The sequence below is a fragment of the Sphingobacterium sp. UBA6645 genome (assembly GCF_002455685.1).
In the GTDB taxonomy this organism is placed as follows: Bacteria; Bacteroidota; Bacteroidia; order Sphingobacteriales; family Sphingobacteriaceae; genus Sphingobacterium; species Sphingobacterium hotanense.
Map to the genome: position 1 here is coordinate 56,438 of NZ_DKLH01000022.1, position 23,091 is coordinate 79,528.

35 protein-coding genes are annotated in these 23,091 nt (G+C 39.3%); all 35 read left to right on the top strand.

All coding sequences use genetic code 11. The features are described 5' to 3' along the window. Positions 1-110: 110 nt before the first annotated feature. The 35 genes from hisS (at position 111) to rplQ (ending at position 23,046) form a co-directional block, all read left to right on the top strand. Positions 111-1,490, top strand: coding sequence for a histidine--tRNA ligase (gene hisS, locus B2400_RS03905; RefSeq protein WP_149524820.1), 1,380 nt, complete (start codon positions 111-113; stop codon positions 1,488-1,490). A 160-nt stretch (positions 1,491-1,650) separates the two neighbouring features. Further along, entirely contained in the window at positions 1,651-2,646 is a 996-nt protein-coding gene (pdhA, locus tag B2400_RS03910) for a pyruvate dehydrogenase (acetyl-transferring) E1 component subunit alpha (RefSeq protein WP_149524821.1), read from the top strand. A 38-nt stretch (positions 2,647-2,684) separates the two neighbouring features. Then, positions 2,685-4,343, top strand: coding sequence for a pyruvate dehydrogenase complex dihydrolipoamide acetyltransferase (locus B2400_RS03915; protein ID WP_149524822.1), 1,659 nt, complete (start codon positions 2,685-2,687; stop codon positions 4,341-4,343). Between the two features lie 321 nt (positions 4,344-4,664). Beyond that, entirely contained in the window at positions 4,665-5,852 is a 1,188-nt protein-coding gene (locus B2400_RS03920) for a serine hydrolase domain-containing protein (RefSeq protein WP_293931023.1), read from the top strand. Positions 5,853-5,867: 15 nt separating this feature from the next. Then, positions 5,868-6,227 carry a CoA-binding protein gene (locus B2400_RS03925; RefSeq protein ID WP_293931026.1) on the top strand — a complete coding sequence of 120 codons (360 nt, stop codon included), beginning with the start codon at positions 5,868-5,870 and terminating at the stop codon, positions 6,225-6,227. Between the two features lie 187 nt (positions 6,228-6,414). Beyond that, positions 6,415-7,656: a glycoside hydrolase family 88 protein gene (locus B2400_RS03930; protein WP_293931029.1), complete on the top strand. Its 1,242-nt coding sequence runs from the start codon at positions 6,415-6,417 to the stop codon at positions 7,654-7,656. A gap of 164 nt (positions 7,657-7,820) precedes the next feature. Next, positions 7,821-8,438, top strand: a complete 618-nt coding sequence (gene rplC / locus B2400_RS03935; protein WP_149524826.1) for a 50S ribosomal protein L3 — start codon at positions 7,821-7,823, stop codon at positions 8,436-8,438. Positions 8,439-8,445: 7 nt separating this feature from the next. Further along, positions 8,446-9,075, top strand: coding sequence for a 50S ribosomal protein L4 (gene rplD, locus B2400_RS03940; protein WP_149524827.1), 630 nt, complete (start codon positions 8,446-8,448; stop codon positions 9,073-9,075). A gap of 1 nt (position 9,076) precedes the next feature. Then, on the top strand, positions 9,077-9,367 hold the full coding sequence (gene rplW / locus B2400_RS03945) for a 50S ribosomal protein L23 (RefSeq protein ID WP_153512427.1): 291 nt from the start codon (positions 9,077-9,079) through the stop codon (positions 9,365-9,367). A 6-nt stretch (positions 9,368-9,373) separates the two neighbouring features. Then, positions 9,374-10,201: a 50S ribosomal protein L2 gene (rplB, locus tag B2400_RS03950; protein ID WP_149524829.1), complete on the top strand. Its 828-nt coding sequence runs from the start codon at positions 9,374-9,376 to the stop codon at positions 10,199-10,201. After that, positions 10,201-10,467, top strand: a complete 267-nt coding sequence (rpsS, locus tag B2400_RS03955; RefSeq protein ID WP_002997495.1) for a 30S ribosomal protein S19 — start codon at positions 10,201-10,203, stop codon at positions 10,465-10,467. The genes rplB and rpsS overlap by 1 nt, the downstream gene beginning before the upstream one ends. Before the next feature lie 6 nt (positions 10,468-10,473). Continuing rightward, positions 10,474-10,905, top strand: a complete 432-nt coding sequence (rplV, locus tag B2400_RS03960; protein WP_149524830.1) for a 50S ribosomal protein L22 — start codon at positions 10,474-10,476, stop codon at positions 10,903-10,905. An 11-nt stretch (positions 10,906-10,916) separates the two neighbouring features. After that, the gene (gene rpsC, locus B2400_RS03965) at positions 10,917-11,702 is read left to right on the top strand and encodes a 30S ribosomal protein S3 (protein WP_149524831.1); all 786 of its coding nucleotides are present in this window, start codon (positions 10,917-10,919) and stop codon (positions 11,700-11,702) included. 52 nt (positions 11,703-11,754) lie between these two features. Then, the gene (gene rplP / locus B2400_RS03970) at positions 11,755-12,177 is read left to right on the top strand and encodes a 50S ribosomal protein L16 (protein ID WP_149524832.1); all 423 of its coding nucleotides are present in this window, start codon (positions 11,755-11,757) and stop codon (positions 12,175-12,177) included. A 93-nt stretch (positions 12,178-12,270) separates the two neighbouring features. Then, positions 12,271-12,489: a 50S ribosomal protein L29 gene (rpmC, locus tag B2400_RS03975; RefSeq protein ID WP_149524833.1), complete on the top strand. Its 219-nt coding sequence runs from the start codon at positions 12,271-12,273 to the stop codon at positions 12,487-12,489. 13 nt (positions 12,490-12,502) lie between these two features. Next, complete coding sequence (gene rpsQ, locus B2400_RS03980) at positions 12,503-12,757, top strand: 30S ribosomal protein S17 (protein ID WP_149524834.1); 255 nt, start codon at positions 12,503-12,505, stop codon at positions 12,755-12,757. After that, a complete protein-coding gene (rplN, locus tag B2400_RS03985) occupies positions 12,757-13,125 on the top strand; it encodes a 50S ribosomal protein L14 (RefSeq protein ID WP_037498951.1) in 369 nt (122 codons plus the stop codon). Before rpsQ ends, rplN begins: the two co-directional genes overlap by 1 nt. A gap of 2 nt (positions 13,126-13,127) precedes the next feature. Next, positions 13,128-13,472, top strand: coding sequence for a 50S ribosomal protein L24 (gene rplX, locus B2400_RS03990; RefSeq protein ID WP_149524835.1), 345 nt, complete (start codon positions 13,128-13,130; stop codon positions 13,470-13,472). After that, positions 13,472-14,041, top strand: a complete 570-nt coding sequence (rplE, locus tag B2400_RS03995; protein ID WP_149524836.1) for a 50S ribosomal protein L5 — start codon at positions 13,472-13,474, stop codon at positions 14,039-14,041. Before rplX ends, rplE begins: the two co-directional genes overlap by 1 nt. Then, entirely contained in the window at positions 14,034-14,303 is a 270-nt protein-coding gene (gene rpsN / locus B2400_RS04000) for a 30S ribosomal protein S14 (protein ID WP_093100399.1), read from the top strand. Before rplE ends, rpsN begins: the two co-directional genes overlap by 8 nt. Before the next feature lie 140 nt (positions 14,304-14,443). Then, complete coding sequence (gene rpsH / locus B2400_RS04005) at positions 14,444-14,845, top strand: 30S ribosomal protein S8 (RefSeq protein ID WP_246172553.1); 402 nt, start codon at positions 14,444-14,446, stop codon at positions 14,843-14,845. A 23-nt stretch (positions 14,846-14,868) separates the two neighbouring features. Next, a complete protein-coding gene (gene rplF, locus B2400_RS04010) occupies positions 14,869-15,423 on the top strand; it encodes a 50S ribosomal protein L6 (protein WP_149524838.1) in 555 nt (184 codons plus the stop codon). Further along, a complete protein-coding gene (gene rplR, locus B2400_RS04015; protein WP_187774032.1) occupies positions 15,420-15,782 on the top strand; it encodes a 50S ribosomal protein L18 in 363 nt (120 codons plus the stop codon). Before rplF ends, rplR begins: the two co-directional genes overlap by 4 nt. Positions 15,783-15,809: 27 nt before the next feature. After that, positions 15,810-16,313 carry a 30S ribosomal protein S5 gene (gene rpsE, locus B2400_RS04020; RefSeq protein ID WP_311201636.1) on the top strand — a complete coding sequence of 168 codons (504 nt, stop codon included), beginning with the start codon at positions 15,810-15,812 and terminating at the stop codon, positions 16,311-16,313. Positions 16,314-16,317: 4 nt separating this feature from the next. Then, positions 16,318-16,497, top strand: coding sequence for a 50S ribosomal protein L30 (gene rpmD / locus B2400_RS04025; protein ID WP_149524841.1), 180 nt, complete (start codon positions 16,318-16,320; stop codon positions 16,495-16,497). A gap of 113 nt (positions 16,498-16,610) precedes the next feature. Continuing rightward, positions 16,611-17,057: a 50S ribosomal protein L15 gene (rplO, locus tag B2400_RS04030; RefSeq protein WP_149524842.1), complete on the top strand. Its 447-nt coding sequence runs from the start codon at positions 16,611-16,613 to the stop codon at positions 17,055-17,057. Positions 17,058-17,063: 6 nt separating this feature from the next. Further along, the gene (secY, locus tag B2400_RS04035; RefSeq protein ID WP_149524843.1) at positions 17,064-18,410 is read left to right on the top strand and encodes a preprotein translocase subunit SecY; all 1,347 of its coding nucleotides are present in this window, start codon (positions 17,064-17,066) and stop codon (positions 18,408-18,410) included. Positions 18,411-18,417: 7 nt separating this feature from the next. After that, a complete protein-coding gene (gene map / locus B2400_RS04040; RefSeq protein ID WP_149524844.1) occupies positions 18,418-19,200 on the top strand; it encodes a type I methionyl aminopeptidase in 783 nt (260 codons plus the stop codon). Positions 19,201-19,271: 71 nt separating this feature from the next. Next, entirely contained in the window at positions 19,272-19,490 is a 219-nt protein-coding gene (infA, locus tag B2400_RS04045) for a translation initiation factor IF-1 (RefSeq protein WP_021071231.1), read from the top strand. Positions 19,491-19,529: 39 nt separating this feature from the next. Next, positions 19,530-19,646: a type B 50S ribosomal protein L36 gene (gene ykgO / locus B2400_RS04050; protein WP_013665024.1), complete on the top strand. Its 117-nt coding sequence runs from the start codon at positions 19,530-19,532 to the stop codon at positions 19,644-19,646. A gap of 28 nt (positions 19,647-19,674) precedes the next feature. Next, positions 19,675-20,052: a 30S ribosomal protein S13 gene (rpsM, locus tag B2400_RS04055; RefSeq protein ID WP_149524845.1), complete on the top strand. Its 378-nt coding sequence runs from the start codon at positions 19,675-19,677 to the stop codon at positions 20,050-20,052. A gap of 14 nt (positions 20,053-20,066) precedes the next feature. Beyond that, on the top strand, positions 20,067-20,456 hold the full coding sequence (gene rpsK / locus B2400_RS04060; RefSeq protein ID WP_149524846.1) for a 30S ribosomal protein S11: 390 nt from the start codon (positions 20,067-20,069) through the stop codon (positions 20,454-20,456). Positions 20,457-20,522: 66 nt separating this feature from the next. After that, positions 20,523-21,131: a 30S ribosomal protein S4 gene (gene rpsD, locus B2400_RS04065; RefSeq protein WP_149524847.1), complete on the top strand. Its 609-nt coding sequence runs from the start codon at positions 20,523-20,525 to the stop codon at positions 21,129-21,131. A gap of 82 nt (positions 21,132-21,213) precedes the next feature. Then, positions 21,214-22,206, top strand: coding sequence for a DNA-directed RNA polymerase subunit alpha (locus B2400_RS04070; RefSeq protein ID WP_149524848.1), 993 nt, complete (start codon positions 21,214-21,216; stop codon positions 22,204-22,206). Positions 22,207-22,323: 117 nt separating this feature from the next. Next, entirely contained in the window at positions 22,324-23,046 is a 723-nt protein-coding gene (gene rplQ, locus B2400_RS04075; protein ID WP_293931076.1) for a 50S ribosomal protein L17, read from the top strand. Positions 23,047-23,091 lie beyond the last annotated feature (45 nt).

Genomic DNA, 23,091 nt, shown 5'->3' on the forward strand with positions numbered 1-23,091 from the left:
GCTTCATGTTCATATGCATCTCTTTGCAAAAAAATAAGGCTTAATTATCCACCCTAGGTCTTAATACTAAATGCTAACTACTAAATACTATTTTTGCTACCTTTGCCCTCATGGCATCAATTAAACCATCATTAGCTAAAGGAACACGTGATTTTACTCCGGTAGAAATGGAGAAACGTAATCACATTTACAATACATTAAAGACGATTTTCAAGAAGTATGGGTACAGTGAGATTCAGACTCCCTCGTTTGAGAATTTGAGTACATTGACCGGGAAGTATGGAGACGAAGGTGATAAGTTGATTTTTAAGATCTTAAATTCTGGGGATTACTTATCGAAGGCCCCGGAGAACTTATTGGCCGAGAAGAACTCGACTGCTTTGATTTCTTCGATCTCGGAAAAGGCTTTGCGCTATGACTTGACTGTTCCTTTTGCTCGCTATGTGGTGATGCATCAAAATGAAATTTCTTTACCTTTCAAGCGTTTCCAAATACAGCCGGTGTGGCGTGCGGATCGTCCTCAAAGGGGGAGATACCGTGAGTTTTACCAATGTGATGTCGACGTGGTTGGCTCTGATTCTTTGCTGAATGAGGCAGAGTTTGTATTGATCTATCATGAGGCTTTGACGAAATTGGGTTTGAAGGATTTCAATATCAAGTTGAACAACCGTAAGATCCTTTCTGGTATTGCTGAAGTCGTAGGAAAACCTGAATTGATCGTCGATATGACGGTAGCTATCGATAAACTCGATAAGATTGGTTTGGAAGGGGTAAACAAAGAACTCTTGGAGCGTGGTTTTACGGAGGCTGACTTAGCGGTCCTAAAGCCTATCATTGAGCTCAACGGCTCAAATCAAGAGAAATTGGATTCGCTGAAGTCTGTGTTAGCTAATTCCTCTGTTGGTTTAAAGGGGGTAGAGGAGATTGAAACAGTATTTGAATATCTTCGAAAACTCGGTCAGTCTGCAATTTTAGAAAGGGAAGTGGAAGTGGATATAACGCTGGCTCGTGGTCTTAACTATTACACAGGATGTATTTTCGAGGTGAAGACGAACGAGGTGCAGATGGGGAGCATTGGTGGAGGTGGTCGTTATGATGACTTGACCGGTATGTTCGGGTTAAAAGATCTGACTGGCGTAGGAGTTTCCTTTGGGGCGGATCGCATCTATGATGTTTTGGAAGAATTGCAGTTGTTTCCACCGAGCAATGGCGAGCGGACGAAAGTGTTGATCATCAATTTTGCCCAAGCACTAGAGGCATCTACTTTACCTATATTGTTTAAATTGCGTGAAGCTGGTATTGCGGCAGAACTTTATCCGTCCGCCGTGAAACTCAAGAAGCAAATGAGCTATGCAGATTCGAAGCAGATACCTTATGTTTTGTTGGTTGGCGATGAAGAAGTCGCTTCCGGACAATTGAGTTTAAAGAATATGGAAACCGGCGAGCAGCAGAAAGTAACGTTGGAAGATCTATCAAAAATATTAGCATAACTTAGAACGGCCTGAAATGGGCCGTTTGTTATTTATATCGGCCTTGAATTTTGTTAGTGTTATGACAAAATGCGTTAAATGTCACCTAAAATTTATCCGAAATCTCGTTAATATTGATTAGATTTGTAGTCAGTTAAGTAAAGAAATTCAATTCGTACAAATGAGTTCAACACCTATAACAAAAGAAACCTATTTAGAGTGGTATAAATCAATGCTGCTCATGCGCAAGTTTGAAGAGAAGTCTGGCCAATTATACGGACAGCAAAAAATACGCGGATTCTGTCACTTATATATTGGACAAGAAGCAGTAGTAGCTGGGACAATGTCAGTTATTAAGCCGGAAGATTCATTGATTACAGCATACCGCGACCACGCTCATGCATTAGCAAAAGGCGTTTCTGCAGATGCTTGTATGGCGGAATTGTTCGGTAAAGCTACTGGTTGTTCAAAAGGTAAAGGTGGTTCGATGCACTTTTTCTCTAAGGAGCATAAATTTATGGGTGGACACGGTATCGTAGGTGGCCAGATTCCTTTAGGTGCTGGTATTGCATTTGCTGAAAAATACTTAGGCACAAACAACGTGAACATCTGTTATATGGGTGATGGCGCTGTACGCCAAGGAGCTTTCAATGAAACATTAAATATGGCGATGTTATGGAAGTTACCTGTAATTTTCGTTTGTGAGAACAACGGTTATGCAATGGGTACTTCAGTACAACGTACAACAAACATGACGGATATCTACAAAATGGGTCTTGGTTTTGATATGCCATGTGCTCCAGTTGATGGTATGGACGTTGTTGCTGTTCACAACGCAATGGATGAGGCTGTTCAACGTGCTCGTGCGGGTGAAGGTCCTACATTCTTAGAAATTCGTACTTACCGTTATAAAGGTCACTCAATGTCTGACCCTGCGAAATACCGTACGAAAGAAGAGTTGGAAGAGTATAAAGGGAGAGATCCATTGTTGGCTACAAAACATGCCATCGTTGAGAACAAGTATGCTGACGAGGCTTGGTTTGCAGAAGTAGATGCTGAGATTAAGAAAATTGTTGATGATTCAGTGAAGTTTGCCGAGGAGTCTCCATATCCTACAGCGGATGAGATCTACAAAGATGTATATGTACAAGAGGATTATCCTTTTGTAATGGATTAATTAGAATTACTTTAACTAAAATAGAAGATACCTAAACAATGGCTGAAGTAGTAAGAATGCCGAAGATGAGCGACACAATGACTGAAGGTGTGATCGCGAAATGGCACAAAAAAGTTGGTGATAAAGTAAACTCTGGTGACTTGGTTGCCGAGATTGAAACAGATAAAGCGACAATGGACTTCGAATCTTATCAAGAAGGAACATTGTTATATATTGGTCCTAAAGAAGGTGAAGCTGTAGCGATTGATGCAGTTATCGCTGTTTTAGGTGAAGAAGGTGAAGATTATAAAGCTTTACTAGAAGGCGACGCGGCACCTGCAGCGAAAGCTGAGGAGACTTCGAAAGAAGAGGCTCCAAAAGAAGAGAAAAAAGAAGAAAAAGCTGAGGAATCGTCTCCTGCTGGCGAACAAGTTTCTGCTGAAGATTTAGGTGTTACTGTAATTACAATGCCTTTACTAAGCGATACGATGACTGAAGGTGTTATCGCACAGTGGAACTTTAAAGTTGGTGATTCTATTAAGTCTGACGATGCGATTGCAGACGTTGAGACAGATAAAGCGACAATGGAAGTAACAGCATACGCTGAAGGTACTTTATTGTATGTTGGTGTTGAAGCTGGTCAAGCGGCGAAAGTAAATGATATCATTGCGATCGTTGGTCCTGCTGGAACTGATGTAACTCCATTGTTGAATCAAAAGCCGGCTGCAAAAGCGGAAGATAAATCCGAAGAGAAGAAAGCTGATGCTCCAGCGGAAACAAGTCCTGCTCCGGAAGCTGCTAGCAGCACTTCATCAGATTCACGTGTGAAAGCTTCTCCATTAGCGAAGAAAATTGCTAAGGAAAAAGGAATTGACCTTTCACAAGTAAAAGGTTCGGCTGAAGGTGGACGTATTGTTAAGAAAGACGTGGAGAACTTTACCCCTTCTGCGGCACCAGCTGCGGCTGCGGCATCTGCTCCTGCGAAAGCTGCAGAGACTGAAGCGAAGACTGTAAGTTTACCTCAATATATTGGAGAAGAGCGTTTCACTGAAAAACCGGTAAACCAAATGCGTAAAACAATTGCTCGTCGTTTGTCAGAGTCATTGTTTACTGCACCTCACTTCTATTTGAACGTTAGTATCGATATGGATAATGCGATCGCTGCGCGTGCTCAAATCAATGAAGTTGCTCCAGTAAAAGTATCGTTCAATGATATCGTTATCAAAGCGGTAGCAATCGCATTGAAACAACACCCTGCTGTGAACTCTTCTTGGTTAGGTGATAAAATCAGATACAATGAGCATACAAACATTGGTGTTGCTATCGCTGTTGAAGACGGCTTGTTAGTACCTGTTGTTCGTTTCGCTGATGGTAAATCGTTATCACATATATCTGCGGAAGTGAAAGACTTCGCTCAAAAAGCAAAAGCTAAGAAATTGCAACCTTCTGATTGGGAAGGATCAACTTTCACCGTTTCTAACTTAGGTATGTTCGGTATTGATGAGTTTACATCGATTATCAATTCACCTGATGGCGCTATTCTTTCCGTAGGTGCTATCCAACAAATTCCAGTTGTTAAGAATGGAGCTGTTGTACCAGGAAACGTAATGAAGTTGTCTTTAGGTTGTGACCACCGCGTAGTGGATGGTGCAACAGGAGCACAATTCTTACAAACTCTAAAAGGATTATTAGAAGCGCCAATTCGTTTATTGGCCTAAACAATAAGAAACAAAGAAAGCCCTCGCGAGAGGGCTTTCTTTGTTTCAGTATATAGTATTTAGTAGTTAGTATATAGACCTATAATTTGTTATTTGCGTATTAGTGGTTGAAAGCAAAAAGAAGGGGCGGATAAATAGGCAAGGAGTGAGGTAGGGAATGTCTTTATAGTTGAGAGGGAAGATGACATGGTGGTCAGCATTGGGTCTTAATACTAAATACTAAGTACTAACTACTAACAATCAGTTGTTTTTTTGTCGAGAAAAAACTATTTTGTGTTGCATTGACAATTTAATCGATCGAATAGACTTAGAACGGATAGCGTGAATTTTAGAAAGTTTAGTTTAGCCCTTGGGATTGCGGTTTTTGCTTTAGCATCCTGCGGAGGGTCTCCAGAAGCAAAGCAGGTTGAAGAGCGGGAAAAGCAGGATAAAAAAGATAGCATAAGTTTAATATACAATCCTGCGGAAGCGGATCAGCAGATAGATTCATTTATGCAGAATTTGCACAAGCGTGCTGGGTTTAACGGCAATGTTTTGGTGGCAAAGAAAGGGAAGATTCTTTATCAGAATTCGTTTGGTTGGGCAAATCACTTATTGAAGGATAGTCTAAATATCAATTCGCAGTTTGAGTTAGCATCGGTTTCCAAACCTATGACCGCGCTAGGGGTGCTGATCTTGGCCGAGCAAGGTAAGTTGAAACTTACGGATTCAGTCGAACAATATTATCCAGATTTTCCATATAAGGGTATTACAATACAGCAATTGTTGTCTCATCGTTCAGGACTTCCAAACTATGTTTATTTTGCGGAGACGGTTTGGCCTGATCGTAAGAAGGGTATGACGAACCAAGATGCGATGAGCTTATTGATTCAGCATCATCCAGGCCGCTATGGTGCGCCCGATGGCAGATTCCATTATAACAATTCTAACTATATGGTCCTAGGATCAATCATCGAGAAGGTGAGTGGGAAGGATTTTGCCGTTTTTATGAAGGAAAATGTTTTCGATCCTGCGGGGATGAAAAATACAAATGTTTATTCTAAAGCGGTTTACGAGAAAATTCCAACACATGTCGTAGGGCATGATAAGGTTTGGAGACGCTCTGTTGTACAGAATTATCTGGATGGGCCTGTGGGCGACAAAGGGATTTATAGTACAGTACGCGACCTGTATAAGCTTGATCTTGCCTTGCGAGATGGTCGTGTATTAGGAAAGGCTTTGCAGGATTCTTCTTTTGTTCCTCGTAGCGACGCCAAGCGGAGTCTGTTCAGTTATGGCTATGGCTGGCGTACATTCAATCCTCCTGGCAATCCAATTGTTTACCATACAGGATGGTGGCATGGATTCAAAAGCTTGTTCGTGCGTGATTTGAAGAACGACGTGACGATTGTACTTCTAACAAACATGGCAAACGGCAGCTTGAATAATTTAGATAATTTGTATAAGATATTAGAAATTCCTATTTTGAGACAAAATGCGTACAACGCAAATGGAGAATTTGTTCAATAATTAATTCAGTAACATATGAAAAAAACCATGATTTTGGGAGCGAGTACTAATCCAGCTAGATACTCCTATTTAGTAGCAAATAAGTTGGTAAGGAAAGGATTTCCTATTGTGAATGTTGGTAGAAAGGTTGGAACGGTTGCTGGAGCAGAGATTGAGCCTGCCGAGACTATTCATCAGGATATTGATACGATTACTTTGTATGTTGGTCCACAAAACCAAGCACCTTATTACGATTATATTTTAAAAACTAATCCGAAGCGTATCATCTTTAATCCGGGTGCGGAGAATGCTGAACTTGCAGATAAAGCAAGGGCGCAGGGTATAGAAGTTGTAGAGGCATGTACTTTGGTTATGTTGAATACCGGACAATTTTAATTCCATATAAATATTAAAAACAAGAAGAGGCTATCATAAAGAGATAGCCTCTTCTTGTTTGGGGGTAACTCGCGAAATCGATTTCGGTTTTTTAATGATTCTTATTGAAAAACTATCCTTACTTTCAAATTTCCTATAAAAGGGAAAACCAAAAGAAACCTTATTAAATAGTGCTAATTATACATCTATGAACACAAAAACTTTATTATTCTCTTCGCTATTGTTTATACTGAGTGCTGGCTCTGTGATGGGGCAAGCGAAAAAAGATCTTGCGTTAGACAAGAGCTTCATTGACGGGCAACTTGCAGCTTCAGCGAAGCAAATCAAAGTACTGGCAGCAGCAACACCGGAAGATCAGTTTCCGAAGACTTTCGAAAAAGGAGCCCATGTATTCTCCGGGTCGAGATGGTGGTGTTCGGGATTTTATCCTGGAACATTGTTATTGCTCTCGGAAGGAACCGGTGATAAGGAATTGCTGAATCTTGCATTAGCAAAGCTCAAGCATTTGGAGAAGGAGCAATACAATAAAGGAACGCACGATCTGGGATTTATGCTGTTCTGTAGTTTCGGTAATGCTTTGCGTCTAACTGGAGATAGTACCCAATTTAAACCAATATTAGCAACGGGCGCAGAATCTTTGACGTCTAGATATAGTCCGAAAACACAAGCGATTCGTTCATGGGATCATGGTAAATGGAAGTTTCCTGTGATCATTGATAACATGATGAATTTAGAGTTCTTAATGCAGGTATCTAAGATGACCGGGAATCAGAAATATGCGGATATCTCTAAAGCCCATGCCAACACAACGATCAAAAATCACTTCCGTAAAGACAATAGTTCTTATCACGTTATTGATTATGATCCAGAAACAGGTGCTGTCATTGCCAAGAAAACACATCAGGGTTTTTCTGATGAGTCAGCGTGGGCAAGAGGACAGGCTTGGGCATTGTATGGTTATACGATGATGTATAGAGAAACAAAGGACAAAGCATATTTAAATCAAGCGCGCAAGATTGCCAAATATATCTTGAATCATAAAAATATGCCTGCGGACTTAATTCCAGTATGGGATTATGATTATGATAAAGTTCCTGCTGATAGTAAGATCTATAGCCAAAGGGATTTGCGCGACGTTTCTGCTGGAGCGTTATTTGCATCTGCATTGATGGAGCTATCTTCTTATACAAAAAGGAAAGAATCAACAAATTACTTTAAAAAGGCTGAAACCATGCTGAAGAATCTATCCTCAGACACCTATTTTGCTAAGAATGGGGAAAATGGCGGCTTTATCTTGAAACACAGCGTAGGTGCATTGCCATTGAATTCTGAAATTGATGTTCCTTTAACCTATGCAGACTATTATTATGTAGAGGCATTAGTAAGATACCAACGCTTACTTGCGGGCGAACCTTTAATCAAAGAATAAAATTTCTAGGTAAAGGGCAGACTGGCATTCGGAATAAAAAAAATAATTCACTTATTATTTGATAGTTATAAAATAGTTTGTAATTTTGCAATCCCTTTAGGGGGGATTGTGTCTTGAGCGAAGCCCTACTGCTTCGATGGACGATTAATTAATTAATTTATAACATGTCAGGAATTATTGGTAAAAAAGTAGGAATGACCAGCCTGTTCAACACTGAAGGGAAAAACATCCCTTGTACAGTAATCGAGGCTGGGCCGTGCGTGGTTACGCAGATACGTACGGTAGAGAAAGATGGCTATTCAGCAGTTCAACTTGGTTTTGATGAAGCTAAGGAAAAGAACACATCGGCTCCTCTAAAAGGACACTTTGCAAAGGCAGGGGTTAGTCCTAAGCGTAAACTAGTTGAGTTCAAAACTTTCGAAGATGAGAAGCAACTAGGTGACATCGTGGATGTTACTTTATTCGAAGAAGGCGAGTACGTTGATGTAGTTGGTACTTCAAAAGGTAAAGGTTTCCAAGGTGTAATGAAGCGTCACGGATTTGGTGGTGTAGGTGGTGCGACTCACGGTCAGCACAACAGACTACGTGCGCCAGGTTCATTGGGAGCTTCATCATGGCCTTCACGTGTATTCAAAGGAATGCGCATGGCAGGTCGTACAGGTGGTGAGCGCGTAAAAGTTCAAAACTTACAAGTATTGAAAGTTTACCCTGAGCAAAACCTAATCGTTGTTAGTGGTTCCATTCCTGGAGCTAAAGGTTCATTTGTAATCGTAGACAAATAGTAGAGAGATGGAAGTTAAAGTATTAAATTTATCAGGTAAAGAAACAGGTGCCAAGGTGCAACTTCCTGAGTCAGTATTCGGTGTAGAGCCAAACGACCATGCGATCTATTTAGATGTGAAACAATACTTAGCGAACCAACGCCAAGGAACACACAAATCTAAACAACGTAATGAAATCGCGGGTTCAACTCGTAAATTACACAAACAAAAAGGTACAGGTGGTGCTCGTGCGGGCTCTATCAAATCTCCATTGTTTAATGGTGGTGGTCGTGTATTCGGTCCTCAACCAAGAGACTACAGCTTTAAATTGAACAAAAAATTAAAGCAATTAGCTCGTAAATCGGCGTTAAGCTACAAAGCACAAGAGAACAATGTTGTAGTATTGGATGAAGTTAACTTCGATTCAATCAAAACAAAGAACTATGTGTCTTTAATCAACGCTTTAAATGTTGCTGATGAAAAAACTTTATTAGTATTATCAGCATACAATAACAATGTTTATTTATCAAGCAGAAACTTGAAGAAAGCAAAAGTTATTGTAGCATCAGAGTTGAATACATATGATGTATTAAATGCTACAAAATTATTGTTGACTGCAGATTCTGTAAAAACTTTGGAGGAAGCATTAGCTAAGTAATATGGAAATTATTAAAAAACCTATCTTAACTGAGAAAGCTTCATTATTGACGGAAAAATTAAACCGTTACGCTTTCAAAGTAGATCACAGAGCAAACAAAATCCAGATCAAACAAGCTGTTGAGCAAATGTTTGGCGTATCAGTAGTTGCAGTTAACACTGCAGTTGTTGCGGGTAAAGCAAAAAGCCGTTACACAAAAGCTGGTTTCGTTTCTGGAAGAAGCCCTAAGTATAAAAAGGCCATCATCACAGTTAAGGATGGTGAAACTATTGACTTTTACAGTACACTATAATAAGAAATGGCAGTTAAAAGATTCAAACCGGTAACCCCTGGTACACGCTTTAGAGTTGGTGCTGATTATTCAGACGTTACAACAAACGTTCCTGAGAAATCATTAGTAGTAGCTAAAGTAAAGAAATCAGGTGGTCGTAATAACTCCGGTAAAATGACTATGCGTTACATCGGTGGGGGACATAAAAAAGTATACCGATTAATAGATTTCAAACGCGATAAAAAAGATATCCCTGCAACAGTAGCTACAATCGAGTACGATCCGAATCGTACTGCACGTATTGCATTATTGCACTACGCAGATGGTGAGAAACGTTACATCATTGCTCCAGCCGGTTTAACAGTTGGTCAAACTGTAATTGCAGGTGAATCAGTAGCCCCAGAAGTTGGTAATACAATGCCACTTGCAAACATTCCATTAGGTTCTATCATCCACAACATCGAGTTGAATCCTGGTCAAGGTGGTTCAATCGCTCGTTCAGCAGGAACTTACGCGCAATTATCTGCACGTGATGGAAAGTATGCAATTATCAAATTGCCATCAGGAGAGACTCGTATGATCTTATTAACCTGTGTTGCAACGATTGGTTCAGTATCAAATGCTGAGAAATCTAACCAAGTGTTAGGTAAAGCTGGTCGTAAGCGTTGGTTAGGTCGTCGTCCTCGCGTACGTGGTGTTGCTATGAACCCTGTTGATCACCCTATGGGAGGTGGTGAAGGTCGTTCATCAGGAGGTCACCCTCGTTCACGCACAGGAGTTTTAGCTAAAGGCTACAAAACTCGCTACAAGAAGAAAACATCGAATCGTTACATCATTGAGAGAAGGAAAAAATAATGGCTCGTTCAATTAAAAAAGGTCCTTATATCGATCACAACTTAGAAAGAAAAGTTCTTTCTATGAATGAAACAAACAAAAAGTCAGTAATTAAGACTTGGTCTCGTAGATCAATGATTTCACCTGATTTTGTTGGCCATACCTTCGCAGTGCACAACGGGAATAAATTCATTCCAGTTTATGTAACAGAGAATATGGTTGGTCACAAGCTTGGTGAATTTGCGCCTACGCGTACTTTCAGAGGCCACGCAGAAAAGAAAAAATAATAGGTAATGGAAGCAACAAAGAAACTTAAAAAATCTGTTTTAATTAAACAGCGCAAAGAGCAGTTAAAAGCTCAGGTAGGAGGAGCTTCTACTGCCAAATTATTGAACTGCCCTACGTCTCCGCGCAAAATGCGTTTAGTAGTGGATCTTATCCGTGGTCAAAAAGTTGAGAATGCATTATACATTCTAAAACATACAGGTAAAGAGGCTGCTATCCGTGTTGAGAAATTATTATTATCAGCAATCAAAAACTGGGAAGCTAAAAATGAAGGCGCTTCAGTTGAGGATGGTGGTTTATTTGTAAAAGAAGTATCTGTTGGTGGTGGTCGTCAATTAAAGAGATTACGTCCAGCTCCACAAGGTCGTGGTTACAGAATTCGCAAGCGTTCAAATCATGTTACTTTGGTGGTAGACAGTGTAAACAACGTTAATAACTAATATTACTAAGAATGGGACAAAAAGCAAATCCAATAGGTAGCAGATTAGGGATCATCAAAGGATGGGATTCTAATTGGTTCGGAGGCAACAACTATTCTGATAAGTTAGTTGAGGACGAAAAAATCAGAAAGTATCTTTCTGTACGTATCGCTAAAGGCGGTGTAGCAAAAGTTGTTATTGAAAGAACTTTAAAACGTATTACTGTTACAATCCACACGGCACGTCCAGGAATCGTTATCGGTAAAGGCGGACAAGAGGTTGATAAGATCAAAGAAGAGTTAAAGAAATTGACTAAGAAAGATGTTCAGATCAACATTTTTGAAATCAAACGTCCTGAGCTAGATGCGAAGTTAGTAGCTGAAGGTATTGCAAAACAATTAGAGGCTCGTATCTCTTTCCGTCGTGCAATGAAAACAGCTATCGCTTCAACGATGCGTATGGGTGCTGAAGGTATCAAAGTAATGTGTTCAGGTCGTTTAGGTGGTGCTGAGATGGCACGTACTGAACAATACAAAGAAGGAAGAACTCCTTTACACACATTACGTGCAGATATCGACTATGCTTTAGCAGAAGCATTAACTACTTACGGTAAGATCGGTGTGAAAGTTTGGATCTGTAAAGGTGAAGTTTACGGTAAACGTGACTTATCTCCAAACATCGGTCAAGCATCAGGTGTGAAGTCACGTGGTGGTAACGAAGGTGGTTCAGACCGTCGTGACAACCGTGGCGGAGGCCGTCGTGATAACAACCGTGGTGGTGGTCGTCGTGATAACAACCGTGGTGGAAAAAGAGATTAATTAATTAAGATTTAAAACTATCTGTTAGAACAGATTTTAACAAAATACGAACATGTTACAGCCAAAAAGAACGAAGTTCAGAAAGATGCAGAAAGGCCGCATGAAGGGTAATGCTAGCCGTGGTGCGGAGTTATCTTTCGGTTCTTTCGGTATCAAATCACTGGAGTCAGCATGGATCACAAGCCGTCAAATTGAGGCAGCACGTATCGCCGTAACACGTTATATGAAACGTGAAGGTCAAGTGTGGATCCGTATCTTCCCTGACAAACCTGTTACTAAGAAACCTGCAGAGGTACGTATGGGTAAGGGTAAGGGTGCTCCAGAATACTGGGTAGCAGTAGTACGCCCAGGCCGTATGTTATTTGAAGCAGAAGGTGTGCCTTTAGAGATTGCTAAAGAAGCATTACGTTTAGCTGCTCAAAAATTACCGGTTCAAACTAAGTTTGTGATACGTAGAGATTACGTTGAAGCATAATAATCGTCGGTAATGTCTAAAATTTAGCCTTACGGCCGTTACCCGTAAGGCATTATTAAAAGTTTAGATAACCCGACCCAACACTGGAAAAAAATGAAAAATTCAGAAATCGTAGAATTATCAACAGAGGATTTAACAGCTCGTCTTGCAGAAGAGAAAGCTGCCTTTAACAAATTGAAATTTGCACACGCTGTTTCTGCTATTGAGAACCCAAATGTTATCAAAGCAGCTCGCAGAACTATCGCTCGTATCTCTACAGAGGTTTCAAAGCGTAAGAATGCAGCAAAATCTGAAACAGCCTCTGAGGCATAAAAATTAAGTCGAAATGGAAAGAAATTTAAGAAAAACAAGAATCGGCTTAGTAGTTAGCAATAAAATGGACAAATCGATTACAGTAGCGGTTGAGCGTAAAGTGAAACACCCTATCTACGGTAAGTTCGTTAAAAAAACTACTAAATTCAAAGCTCATGACGAAGAGAATACCTGCGGTATCGGCGATACGGTATTAATCATGGAAACTCGTCCGCTGAGTAAGACAAAAAACTGGAGATTAGTTGAAATTTTAGAAAGGGCTAAATAATGGTACAACAGGAATCAAGATTAAATGTAGCTGACAATAGCGGAGCTAAAGAGGTTTTAGTAATCCGTGTATTGGGCGGTACGCGCAAGCGTTATGCATCTATCGGTGATAAGATCGTTGTTACCGTAAAGAGCGCTATACCTTCAGGAAACGTGAAGAAAGGTTCAGTTTCTAAAGCAGTTGTAGTTCGTACGAAAAAAGAGATTCGTCGTAAAGATGGTTCTTACATTCGTTTCGATGATAACGCTGCAGTATTGTTAAACAATAACGATGAGCCTCGCGGTACTCGTATTTTTGGCCCAGTTGCCAGAGAGTTACGTGAGAAGCAGTTCATGAAAATCGTATCACTAGCACCGGAGGTTTTATAATTATGGCACAGAAGAAAAAAACTACTACTCACAAAATCAAAATTAAAAAAGGAGATTTAGTGAAAGTTATCGCTGGTAACTCTAAAGGTGTTCAAGGAAAAGTTTTACAAATTTTAGTGGATGCAGATAGAGCTATCGTAGAAGGCGCTAATATCGTTAAGAAACACACTAAACCTAGTGCAGCAAACCCTAACGGTGGTATCATCGAAAAGGAAGCTGCGATTAACATCTCTAACATTGCTTTAATCGATCCTAAAACAGGTAATACTACTCGTATTGGACGTAAAGTAAATGCAGATGGTAAAATAGTACGTTACGCAAAAAAATCAGGGGAGGAGATTAAATAATGACTTATTCACCGAGATTAAAAGGGAAATACGCGGATGAGATCCGTGCAGCTCTAAAAGAGAAATTCCAATACAAGAGCGTTATGCAAGTTCCTAGATTGGAGAAGATCGTTGTATCTCAAGGTATTGGTGCTGCTACTGCTGACAAGAAATTAATCGACAATGCAATTGGCGAGTTAACTTTGATCACAGGACAACAAGCAGTTCCGACAAAGTCTAAAAAAGATATTTCGAACTTTAAATTGCGTAAAGGCATGCCTATTGGTGCTCGTGTAACATTACGCGACAACAATATGTACGAATTCTTAGATCGTTTAATTGCTGTTTCGTTACCTCGTATCCGTGACTTCCGCGGTATCAACGATAAAGGATTCGATGGACACGGTAACTACAACTTAGGTATTACTGAGCAGATCATCTTCCCTGAGATCAACATTGACAAGATCAATAAGATCCAAGGTATGGATATCACTTTCGTAACTTCTGCTAAGAATGACATCGAAGCATTAGAGTTATTGAAACAATTCGGTTTACCATTCAAAAATCAAAATTCGAACAACAATGGCTAAAGAAGGATTAAAAGCACGCGAAGTAAAGCGTCAGAAATTAGTTGCGAAGTTTGCTGAGAAACGTGCTGCATTAAAAGCAGCTGGTGACTATGCAGCTTTAGACAAATTACCTAAGAATGCTTCACCTGTACGTTTGCACAATCGTTGTAAATTAACAGGTCGTCCTAAGGGATATATGCGTCAATTTGGTATCTCTCGTGTAACATTCCGTGAGATGGCATTAGACGGAAAAATCCCAGGGGTGAAAAAAGCTTCTTGGTAAACCAAAAAAAATATTTACTTTTGCCCGGATAAATCGCGTAATGCGGTTTATCGGGTTTTTTTTGCATTGCAAATATTGTTAACAGATAATAGGTCTGTCCTTTAGGTAAAGGATGGAAACCATTATCATAATTTTTATAAATAATGAATACAGATCCAATAGCGGATTACCTTACACGAGTAAGGAATGCCATTAAGGCCAACCACAGGGTTGTTGAAATTCCTGCATCGAACCTAAAAAAAGAAATCACTAAAGTTCTTTTTGACAAGGGTTACATTGCTAATTACAAATTTATTGAAGAAGGTCCTCAAGGCACAATCAAAATTGCTTTGAAATACCATCCGATTAGCAAAGTACCGGCTATTCGCACTTTGACACGTGTGAGTAAACCTGGTTTAAGAAAGTATGCAAATGTTGACAACCTTCCTCGTGTTCTGAACGGTCTAGGTATTGCTATCCTATCTACATCTAAAGGTGTAATGTCGGATAAAGAAGCTGGCGTTCAAAATGTTGGTGGTGAAGTTTTATGTTACGTTTATTAATCTAGGAAAAAACACACAAAGAAATGTCAAGAATTGGAAAAGCGCCAATTGCTATTCCCTCGGGAGTATCAATTACTGTATCAGACAAGAACTTGTTGACAGTAAAAGGCCCTAAAGGTGAATTAACACAACAAGTGGACAGCGACATCACTGTTAAAGAAGAAGATGGTCAGATCGTCGTTACACGTCCTACAGAACAAAAGAAACACAAAGCATTACACGGCTTATACCGCGCCTTGATTAACAACATGGTAGTCGGTGTAACCGAAGGGTACAAAACTACACAAGAGTTAGTGGGTGTTGGTTACCGTGCTTCAAACACTGGTAATACATTAGAGTTAACTTTAGGATTCTCTCACCAGATTGTTTTCGTATTGCCAAAGGAAATTACAGTTACAACTACTGCTGAAAAAGGTAAGAACCCTACTATTACATTGGAGTCAATTGACAAACAATTAATCGGACAGGTAGCAGCGAAAATCCGCGGCTTCCGTAAACCAGAGCCATACAAAGGTAAAGGTATTAAGTTCGCAGGGGAAGTATTAAGAAGAAAAGCAGGTAAATCAGCTAAAAAATAATAACCATGGCAGGAATTAAATCAACTCGTAGAGCGAGAATAAAAAAAGGAATCAGAAAACACCTGGCTGGATCTACAGAACGTCCGCGTTTAACGGTTTTTAGAAGTAATAAAGGTATCTATGCACAGATCATTGATGATACATTGGGTAAGACTTTAGTGTCTGCTTCTTCATCATCAAAAGAATTTGCTGCATCAGGTAACAAAGTTGATCAATCTAAAGCTGTAGGTAAAATGGTTGCTGAGAAAGCGATCGCAGCAGGAATTAGCAAAGTAGTTTTTGACCGTAATGGGTATCTATACCATGGCCGTATTAAATCATTGGCTGAAGGTGCTCGCGAAGGCGGTTTAGACTTTTAATCAAAGAAAGAAATGGCATTAAGCAATATTAAAAGAGTAAAATCAAGCGAGATTGAATTAAAAGATCGCTTAGTAAGCATCCAACGCGTAGCGAAAGTTACTAAAGGTGGTCGTACCTTCAGTTTCTCAGCTATCGTTGTAGTTGGTGACGAGAATGGCATCGTAGGATACGGTTTAGGTAAAGCAAAAGAGGTTACTGAAGCAATTACTAAAGGTATTGATGACGCTAAGAAAAACTTAGTGAAAGTTCCTATCATTAAAGGTACAGTTCCTCATGAGCAGTACGGTAAATACTCTGGTGGTTCAGTTTTGATTAAACCAGCTGTACACGGTACAGGAGTATTAGCGGGTGGTGCTATGCGTGCAGTTTTAGAGTCTGCAGGTATCACTGACGTATTAGCAAAATCATTAGGATCTTCTAACCCTCACAATGTTGTTAAAGCTACTATCGACGCTTTAGCAAACATGCGTGATGCTTATACAGTGGCACAAACACGTGGTGTCGATTTAAACAAAGTATTTAACGGTTAATATCATGGCAAAAATTAAAATCACCCAGATAAAGAGCGTTATCGACAGAAGCGAGCGCCAAAAGAAAACTATTGAGGCATTAGGTTTGAAAAAAATCAATCACTCAGTAGAAGTTGAAGCTACACCAGCAATCATTGGTATGGTTCGTAAAGTGAACCATTTAGTAGCAGTAGAAACTGTTTAAAAATAACAATGGAAAGGATTTCTCACAGTCCTTTCCATTCTGTTTATTCATTAAATATTAAAAGGTTATTGCCTGTTTAGTGAGAGCGAAGGCGTAACACAATCAAGTTTAAAATGAACTTAAGTAATTTAAAACCAGCAGTTGGTTCAACAAAAAGTAAGAAACGTATTGGTCGTGGTCAAGGATCAGGTCGTGGCGGAACTTCAACTCGTGGACACAAAGGTGCCGGATCTCGTTCAGGTCACTCTACGAAGATTGGTTTCGAAGGTGGTCAAATGCCTTTACAACGTCGCGTTCCTAAATTCGGATTCAAAAACATTAATCGTGTAGAATATGTAGGTGTTAACTTAGATGTATTACAAGGTTTAGTTGAGAAACACAATTTAACGACTGTAGACTTTGAAACTTTAAATGTTCACGGTTTAATCTCTAAAAACGACAAGGTGAAAATCTTAGGTCGTGGTGAGTTTACTGCGAAAGTAGAAGTTAAAGCTCATGCGTTCTCTACCTCAGCTCAAAAAGCTATTGAAGCAGCAGGTGGTTCTATCGTTAAACTGTAATAATACATGAAGAAACTAATCACAACCTTAACCAATATATGGAAGATTGAAGAACTACGTAATCGTATTTTAAATACGTTACTATTTCTTTTAATATACCGCATAGGATGTCACGTGGTATTGCCAGGTGTTAATCCGGATGCATTGGTAGTAAACAGAGAAGGTGGTAATGATATTATGAACCTAATCAATATGTTTGCCGGTGGATCTTTTTCACGTGCGGCAATTTTTGCATTAGGCGTAATGCCATACATCTCCGCATCTATCGTTGTGCAGTTATTGGGGATAGCTGTTCCTGCTTTTCAGAAAATGCAAAAAGAGGGAGAGTCTGGGCGTAAGAAGATGACTCAAATTACTCGTTACCTAACAGTAGCGATTACTTTGGTACAGTCAATTGCATACGTGAAGACACAAATCGGTCCTGAAGCGAAAACTATTGCTGATCCGATGTTCTCTATTCTTTCTGCAATCGTGTTGACAGCAGGTACACTGTTTGTGATGTGGCTAGGTGAGAAGATTACTGATAAAGGTATCGGTAATGGTATTTCACTTATTATTATGGCAGGTATTATCGCGCAGCTTCCTGCAGGTATTACAGCAGAGTGGGGATCAAGAATGAGTCCTAGTGGTGGTGGTCCAATTCCATTGTTATTAGAATTCGTAGCCTTGTTCTTCGTTGTAATATTTACCATTCTTGTGGTTCAAGGGGTTCGTAAGATTCCTGTACAATACGCTAAGAAAATCGTTGGAAATAAACAAATCGGTGGTGTTCGTCAGTACATTCCTTTGAAAGTGAATGCAGCAGGTGTAATGCCAATCATTTTCGCGCAAGCGATCATGTTCCTTCCGATGTCCTTAACGCAGTTCTTCCCGAACGTGCAATCGGACTTCCTGACGTCTTTGAGTAACTATACATCTGTGACGTATAATGTTGTATTTGCTTTGTTGATCATCGCATTTACATTCTTCTACACCGCAATCATGGTTAATCCTCAGCAGATGTCGGAGGATATGAAAAAGAATGGTGGATTTATTCCGGGCGTTAAACCTGGATATGAAACTAATTTGTTTATCGATAATGTGATTTCTCACATTACATTCCCAGGGGCAATATTTGTAGCTGTGATTGCTATTTTACCAGCGATTGCTACATTGTTTGGTGTTAACAACCAATTCGCTCATTTCTATGGTGGTACTTCGTTGTTGATCTTAGTAGGGGTAGTGTTGGATACCATCCAACAAATTGAAAGTCACTTGTTGATGCGCCACTACGACGGATTGATGAAGACAGGTAGAGTAAAAGGCCGTAGCTCGGCAACAACAGTTGAGGGTTACGACCAATCAGCAATTTAATTTTTGAATGTCTAAAGTATATTATAAAACAGACGAAGAAATTGAGCAAGTGCGAGAGTCAGCAAATGTACTCTCGCAGTTACTTGCTGAAATTGCTTCGTTAGTTAAACCGGGTATCACAACATTGTCTCTTGATCAGTTCGCTTTTGAATTTATCAAAGATCATAAAGGTACACCTGCGTTTTTAAATTACCACGGTTTTCCGTACTCGCTTTGTATTTCGGTGAATGATCAAATCGTTCATGGTTTTCCAAGTGAGTATGTGTTGCAAGAGGGAGACATCGTGTCTGTTGATGGTGGTGTTAATTTAAATGGTTTTATTAGTGACTCTGCTTATACTTTTGGTGTAGGTGAGATCTCTCCGGAAGCACAGCAATTACTGGATGTTACTAAAGCTTCACTTTACAAAGGTATTGATGAAGCGGTAGCTGGTAAACGTGTCGGGGATATATCTGCAGCCGTTCAAGAATACGTAACGCGTTATAACTATGGTATTGTTCGCGAACTTGTAGGACACGGTGTTGGTTTCCATTTACATGAGAAACCTGAAGTGCCAAACTACGGTAAGCGAGGTTCCGGTCCTAAACTTGAAGAGGGGTTAGTAATTTGTATTGAACCTATGATCAATGCAGGTAAAGGAGGCGTGAAGTTTTGGGACGATGGATGGACAGTAAGTACCATTGATGGTAAACTTTCAGCTCACTTTGAGCAGATGGTTGCGATCAGAAAGGGCAAACCGGACGTATTATTAAATTTTGATGCAATAGAGAAAGTTTTAGATAAAAAGTAGTTGGTTTTCAATTAATTTATTTATCTTTGCACTCCTGTTTTGCGAATTTATACACAAAAATAAGAGCTTATATGGCTAAACAAGCCTCGATAGAACAAGACGGTATCATAAAGGAAGCACTTTCAAACGCGATGTTTCGTGTAGAGCTAGAGAATGGTCATGAGATCATTGCCCACATTTCTGGGAAAATGCGCATGCACTACATCAAAATTCTGCCGGGTGATAAAGTGAAGTTGGAAATGTCTCCATATGATTTAACCAAAGGAAGAATTACATACCGCTATAAATAGGCTCCGGTTTATTGGTAGCAGTATAAAAAACTTATAAAAATGAAAGTTAGAGCATCAATTAAAAAACGCAGTGCGGATTGTAAGATCATCCGTCGCAAAGGAAAAGTTTTTGTAATTAACAAAAAGAACCCTAAGTTCAAACAACGTCAAGGGTAGTTATTAACATAATCGCTTAAAATATTATATGGCAAGGATATCAGGTATAGATTTACCTAAAAACAAAAGAGGTGTTATTGGCCTTACCTATATTTTCGGTATTGGTCGTTCCACTGCTGCTTATATCTTAGATAAAGCAGGCATCGATCAGAACGTGAAAGTTCAGGAATGGAATGATGATCAATTAGCTGCAATTCGTACTATCATCAACGATGAAATCAAAGTTGAAGGTGCATTACGTTCAGAAGTACAATTGAACATCAAACGTTTGATGGATATTGGTTGTTACCGTGGATTACGCCACCGTAAACACTTACCAGTTCGTGGTCAACGCACTAAAAACAACTCTCGTACTCGTAAAGGAAAACGTAAGACAGTTGCTAACAAGAAAAAAGCTACTAAATAATAAGTAATTAAGAAATGGCTAAAAGTAAAAAAGTTACTAAAAAACGTATCGTAGTTATTGAGCCTGTTGGTCAAGCTCATATCAACGCTACTTTTAACAACATCATCGTAACTTTGACTAACAATCAAGGTCAAACAATTTCATGGTCTTCAGCTGGTAAGATGGGCTTCAAAGGTTCTAAAAAGAACACTCCATATGCTGCTTCACAAGCTGCTAACGACTGTGGTAAAGTTGCATACGACTTAGGATTGCGTAAAGTTGAAGTTTTTGTAAAAGGACCTGGTGCTGGACGTGAGTCGGCGATCCGTTCTTTACAAACAATTGGAATCGACGTAACGACGATTAAGGATATTACTCCACTTCCTCACAACGGTTGTCGTCCTCCAAAACGTAGAAGAGTTTAATAATAGAGTGTTTAAGATAAGATTCTTCAGCTAAAGGCTGAATGATACTTCAAACAGAACAAACAAATGGCAAGATATACAGGACCTAAGTCCAAAATCGCTCGTAAATTTAGAGAGCCAATTTTCGGCCCAGATAAGGCATTAGAAAAGAAAAACTATCCTCCAGGCCAACACGGTCCTTCAAAAAGAAGAGGAAAACAATCTGAATATGCAATTCAGTTATTAGAGAAACAAAAAGCTAAATATACTTACGGTGTATTAGAGCGTCAATTCTCTAACTTATTCGTAAAAGCAGCAGCAAAACAAGGTATTACAGGTGAGAACTTCTTGAAATTATTAGAAGCACGTTTAGATAATATCGTTTACCGTTTAGGAATCGCTCCTACACGTTCAGCTGCTCGTCAATTAGTTTCGCACAAGCATATTACTGTTAACGGTCAAGTAGTTAACATTCCATCATATAGCATTCGCCCTGGTGATGTTATTGAAGTTCGCGAGCGTTCGAAATCATTAGAAGCGATTTCAAACTCGGTAGCTGGAAGAAAAATCAACAAATTCAGCTGGTTAGAGTGGGATGCAAACGAATTGAAAGGTACTTTCGTAACTTACCCTGAAAGAGCTGACATTCCAGAGAACATTAAAGAAAATTTAATTGTAGAGTTATACTCTAAATAATAAATGATACTAACATGCATTCTACTAAAGTTTGCATGTTAGTATTATATCATATCAAGTACTAAAACTTAAAAGAACATAAATGGCAATTTTAGCATTTCAAAGACCGGATAAAGTTATCATGCAAAAATCAACTGATTTTGATGGTACTTTCGAATTTCGTCCATTAGAACCAGGTTTTGGTGTAACTATTGGTAATGCTTTGCGCCGTATTTTATTGTCCTCTCTAGAAGGATATGCAATTACGTCGGTAAGATTTTCAGGCGTTTCGCACGAATTCTCTACGATTAAAGGCGTGGTAGAAGATGTTACGGAAATCATTCTTAATTTGAAGCAAGTACGTTTCAAAAAGACTGGTGAGCAAGGCGATAACGAGAAAATCTTTGTAGTTATCAACGGCCAAGATCAATTTACAGCTGGAGACATTACTAAATTCTCTAACAATTTCACTGTATTAAACCCTGAATTGGTTATCTGTAACATGGATAACTCCGTTACTGTAGAGGTTGAAATCTCGGTAGGTAAAGGTCGTGGTTATGTGAATGCGGAAGAAAATAAAGTAGTTGACGGTCCTGTTGGAATGATCGCGATCGATTCTATCTACACTCCGATCAAAAATGTAAAATATACCATTGAGAACTATCGTGTTGAGCAAAAGACTGACTACGAGAAATTGTTGTTAGACATCTCTACTGATGGTTCTATTCATCCAGAAGATGCTTTGAAAGAAGCAGCTAAAATCTTAATTCAACACTTCATGTTATTCTCTGATGAGAACATGTTGTTGGAATCTCAAACTAAAGAAGAGACTAAGGTTGTTGATGAAGAGATCTTACACATGCGTAAGATTTTGAAAACGGAGTTAGTTGACTTAGATCTTTCAGTTCGTGCTTTGAACTGTTTGAAAGCAGCTGATATCCGCACATTAGCAGAATTAGTAACTTACGACGTTGCAGATATGTTGAAATTCCGCAACTTCGGTAAGAAATCTTTAAGCGAGATTCAAGAGTTAGTTAAATCTAAAGGTTTATCGTTTGGTATGAACTTGTCTAAGTACAAGCTAGACGAAGAATAATAAATTACTATAATAAGCGACCTGTTGCGTAATTCCTCTTGGGAGTAGAGATAATAATCTGATTATACGATACAAGCTTGAAAGAAAGAACGGTACGCACAAAAACAAATTAAAAAAATGAGACACGGAAAAAAAGTTAATCACTTAGGCCGCACTGACAGTCACCGTAAGGCGATGTTAGCTAACATGGCGACTTCATTAATTAAACACAAACGTATTACTACGACTTTAGCAAAAGCTAAAGCTTTACGTACTTACGTTGAGCCTTTGATTACAAAATCTAAAAACGACACTACACATTCACGTCGTACGGTATTCGCTTACTTAAAAGATAAAGATGCTGTTACTATCTTATTCCGCGAAGTATCTGAAAAAGTTGCTTCTCGTCCAGGTGGTTACACTCGTATCATCAAATTGGAAAACCGTTTAGGTGATAACGCAGAGATGGCATTTATCGAATTAGTAGACTACAACGAAGTTTACGGAAAAACTGCTAAAACTGAGAAAAAATCTACTCGTCGTCGTTCTACATCAAAGAAAAAACCTACTGAGACTGAAGCAAAAGCTCCAGTTGCTCAAGGTGATGATTTAACAATCGTTGAAGGTATCGGTCCTAAAATTGCTGAAGTATTAGCAGCTGCTGGAATCGATACTTACGCTGAATTAGCTAAAACTGATGCAGAAAAAGTTAAAGAAATTTTAGCTGAAGCTGGTTCTAACTTCAATACTTCTGATCCTACTACTTGGGCTGAACAAGCACAATTAGCAGCTGACGGTAAATTCGAAGAATTAGAAAAATTGAAAGCTGAATTAGACGGCGGTAAAAAAGTTGATGAATAATCATTGATTTTTTAACGAAATAAGAAAGGGGCTGTCTAAAAAGGT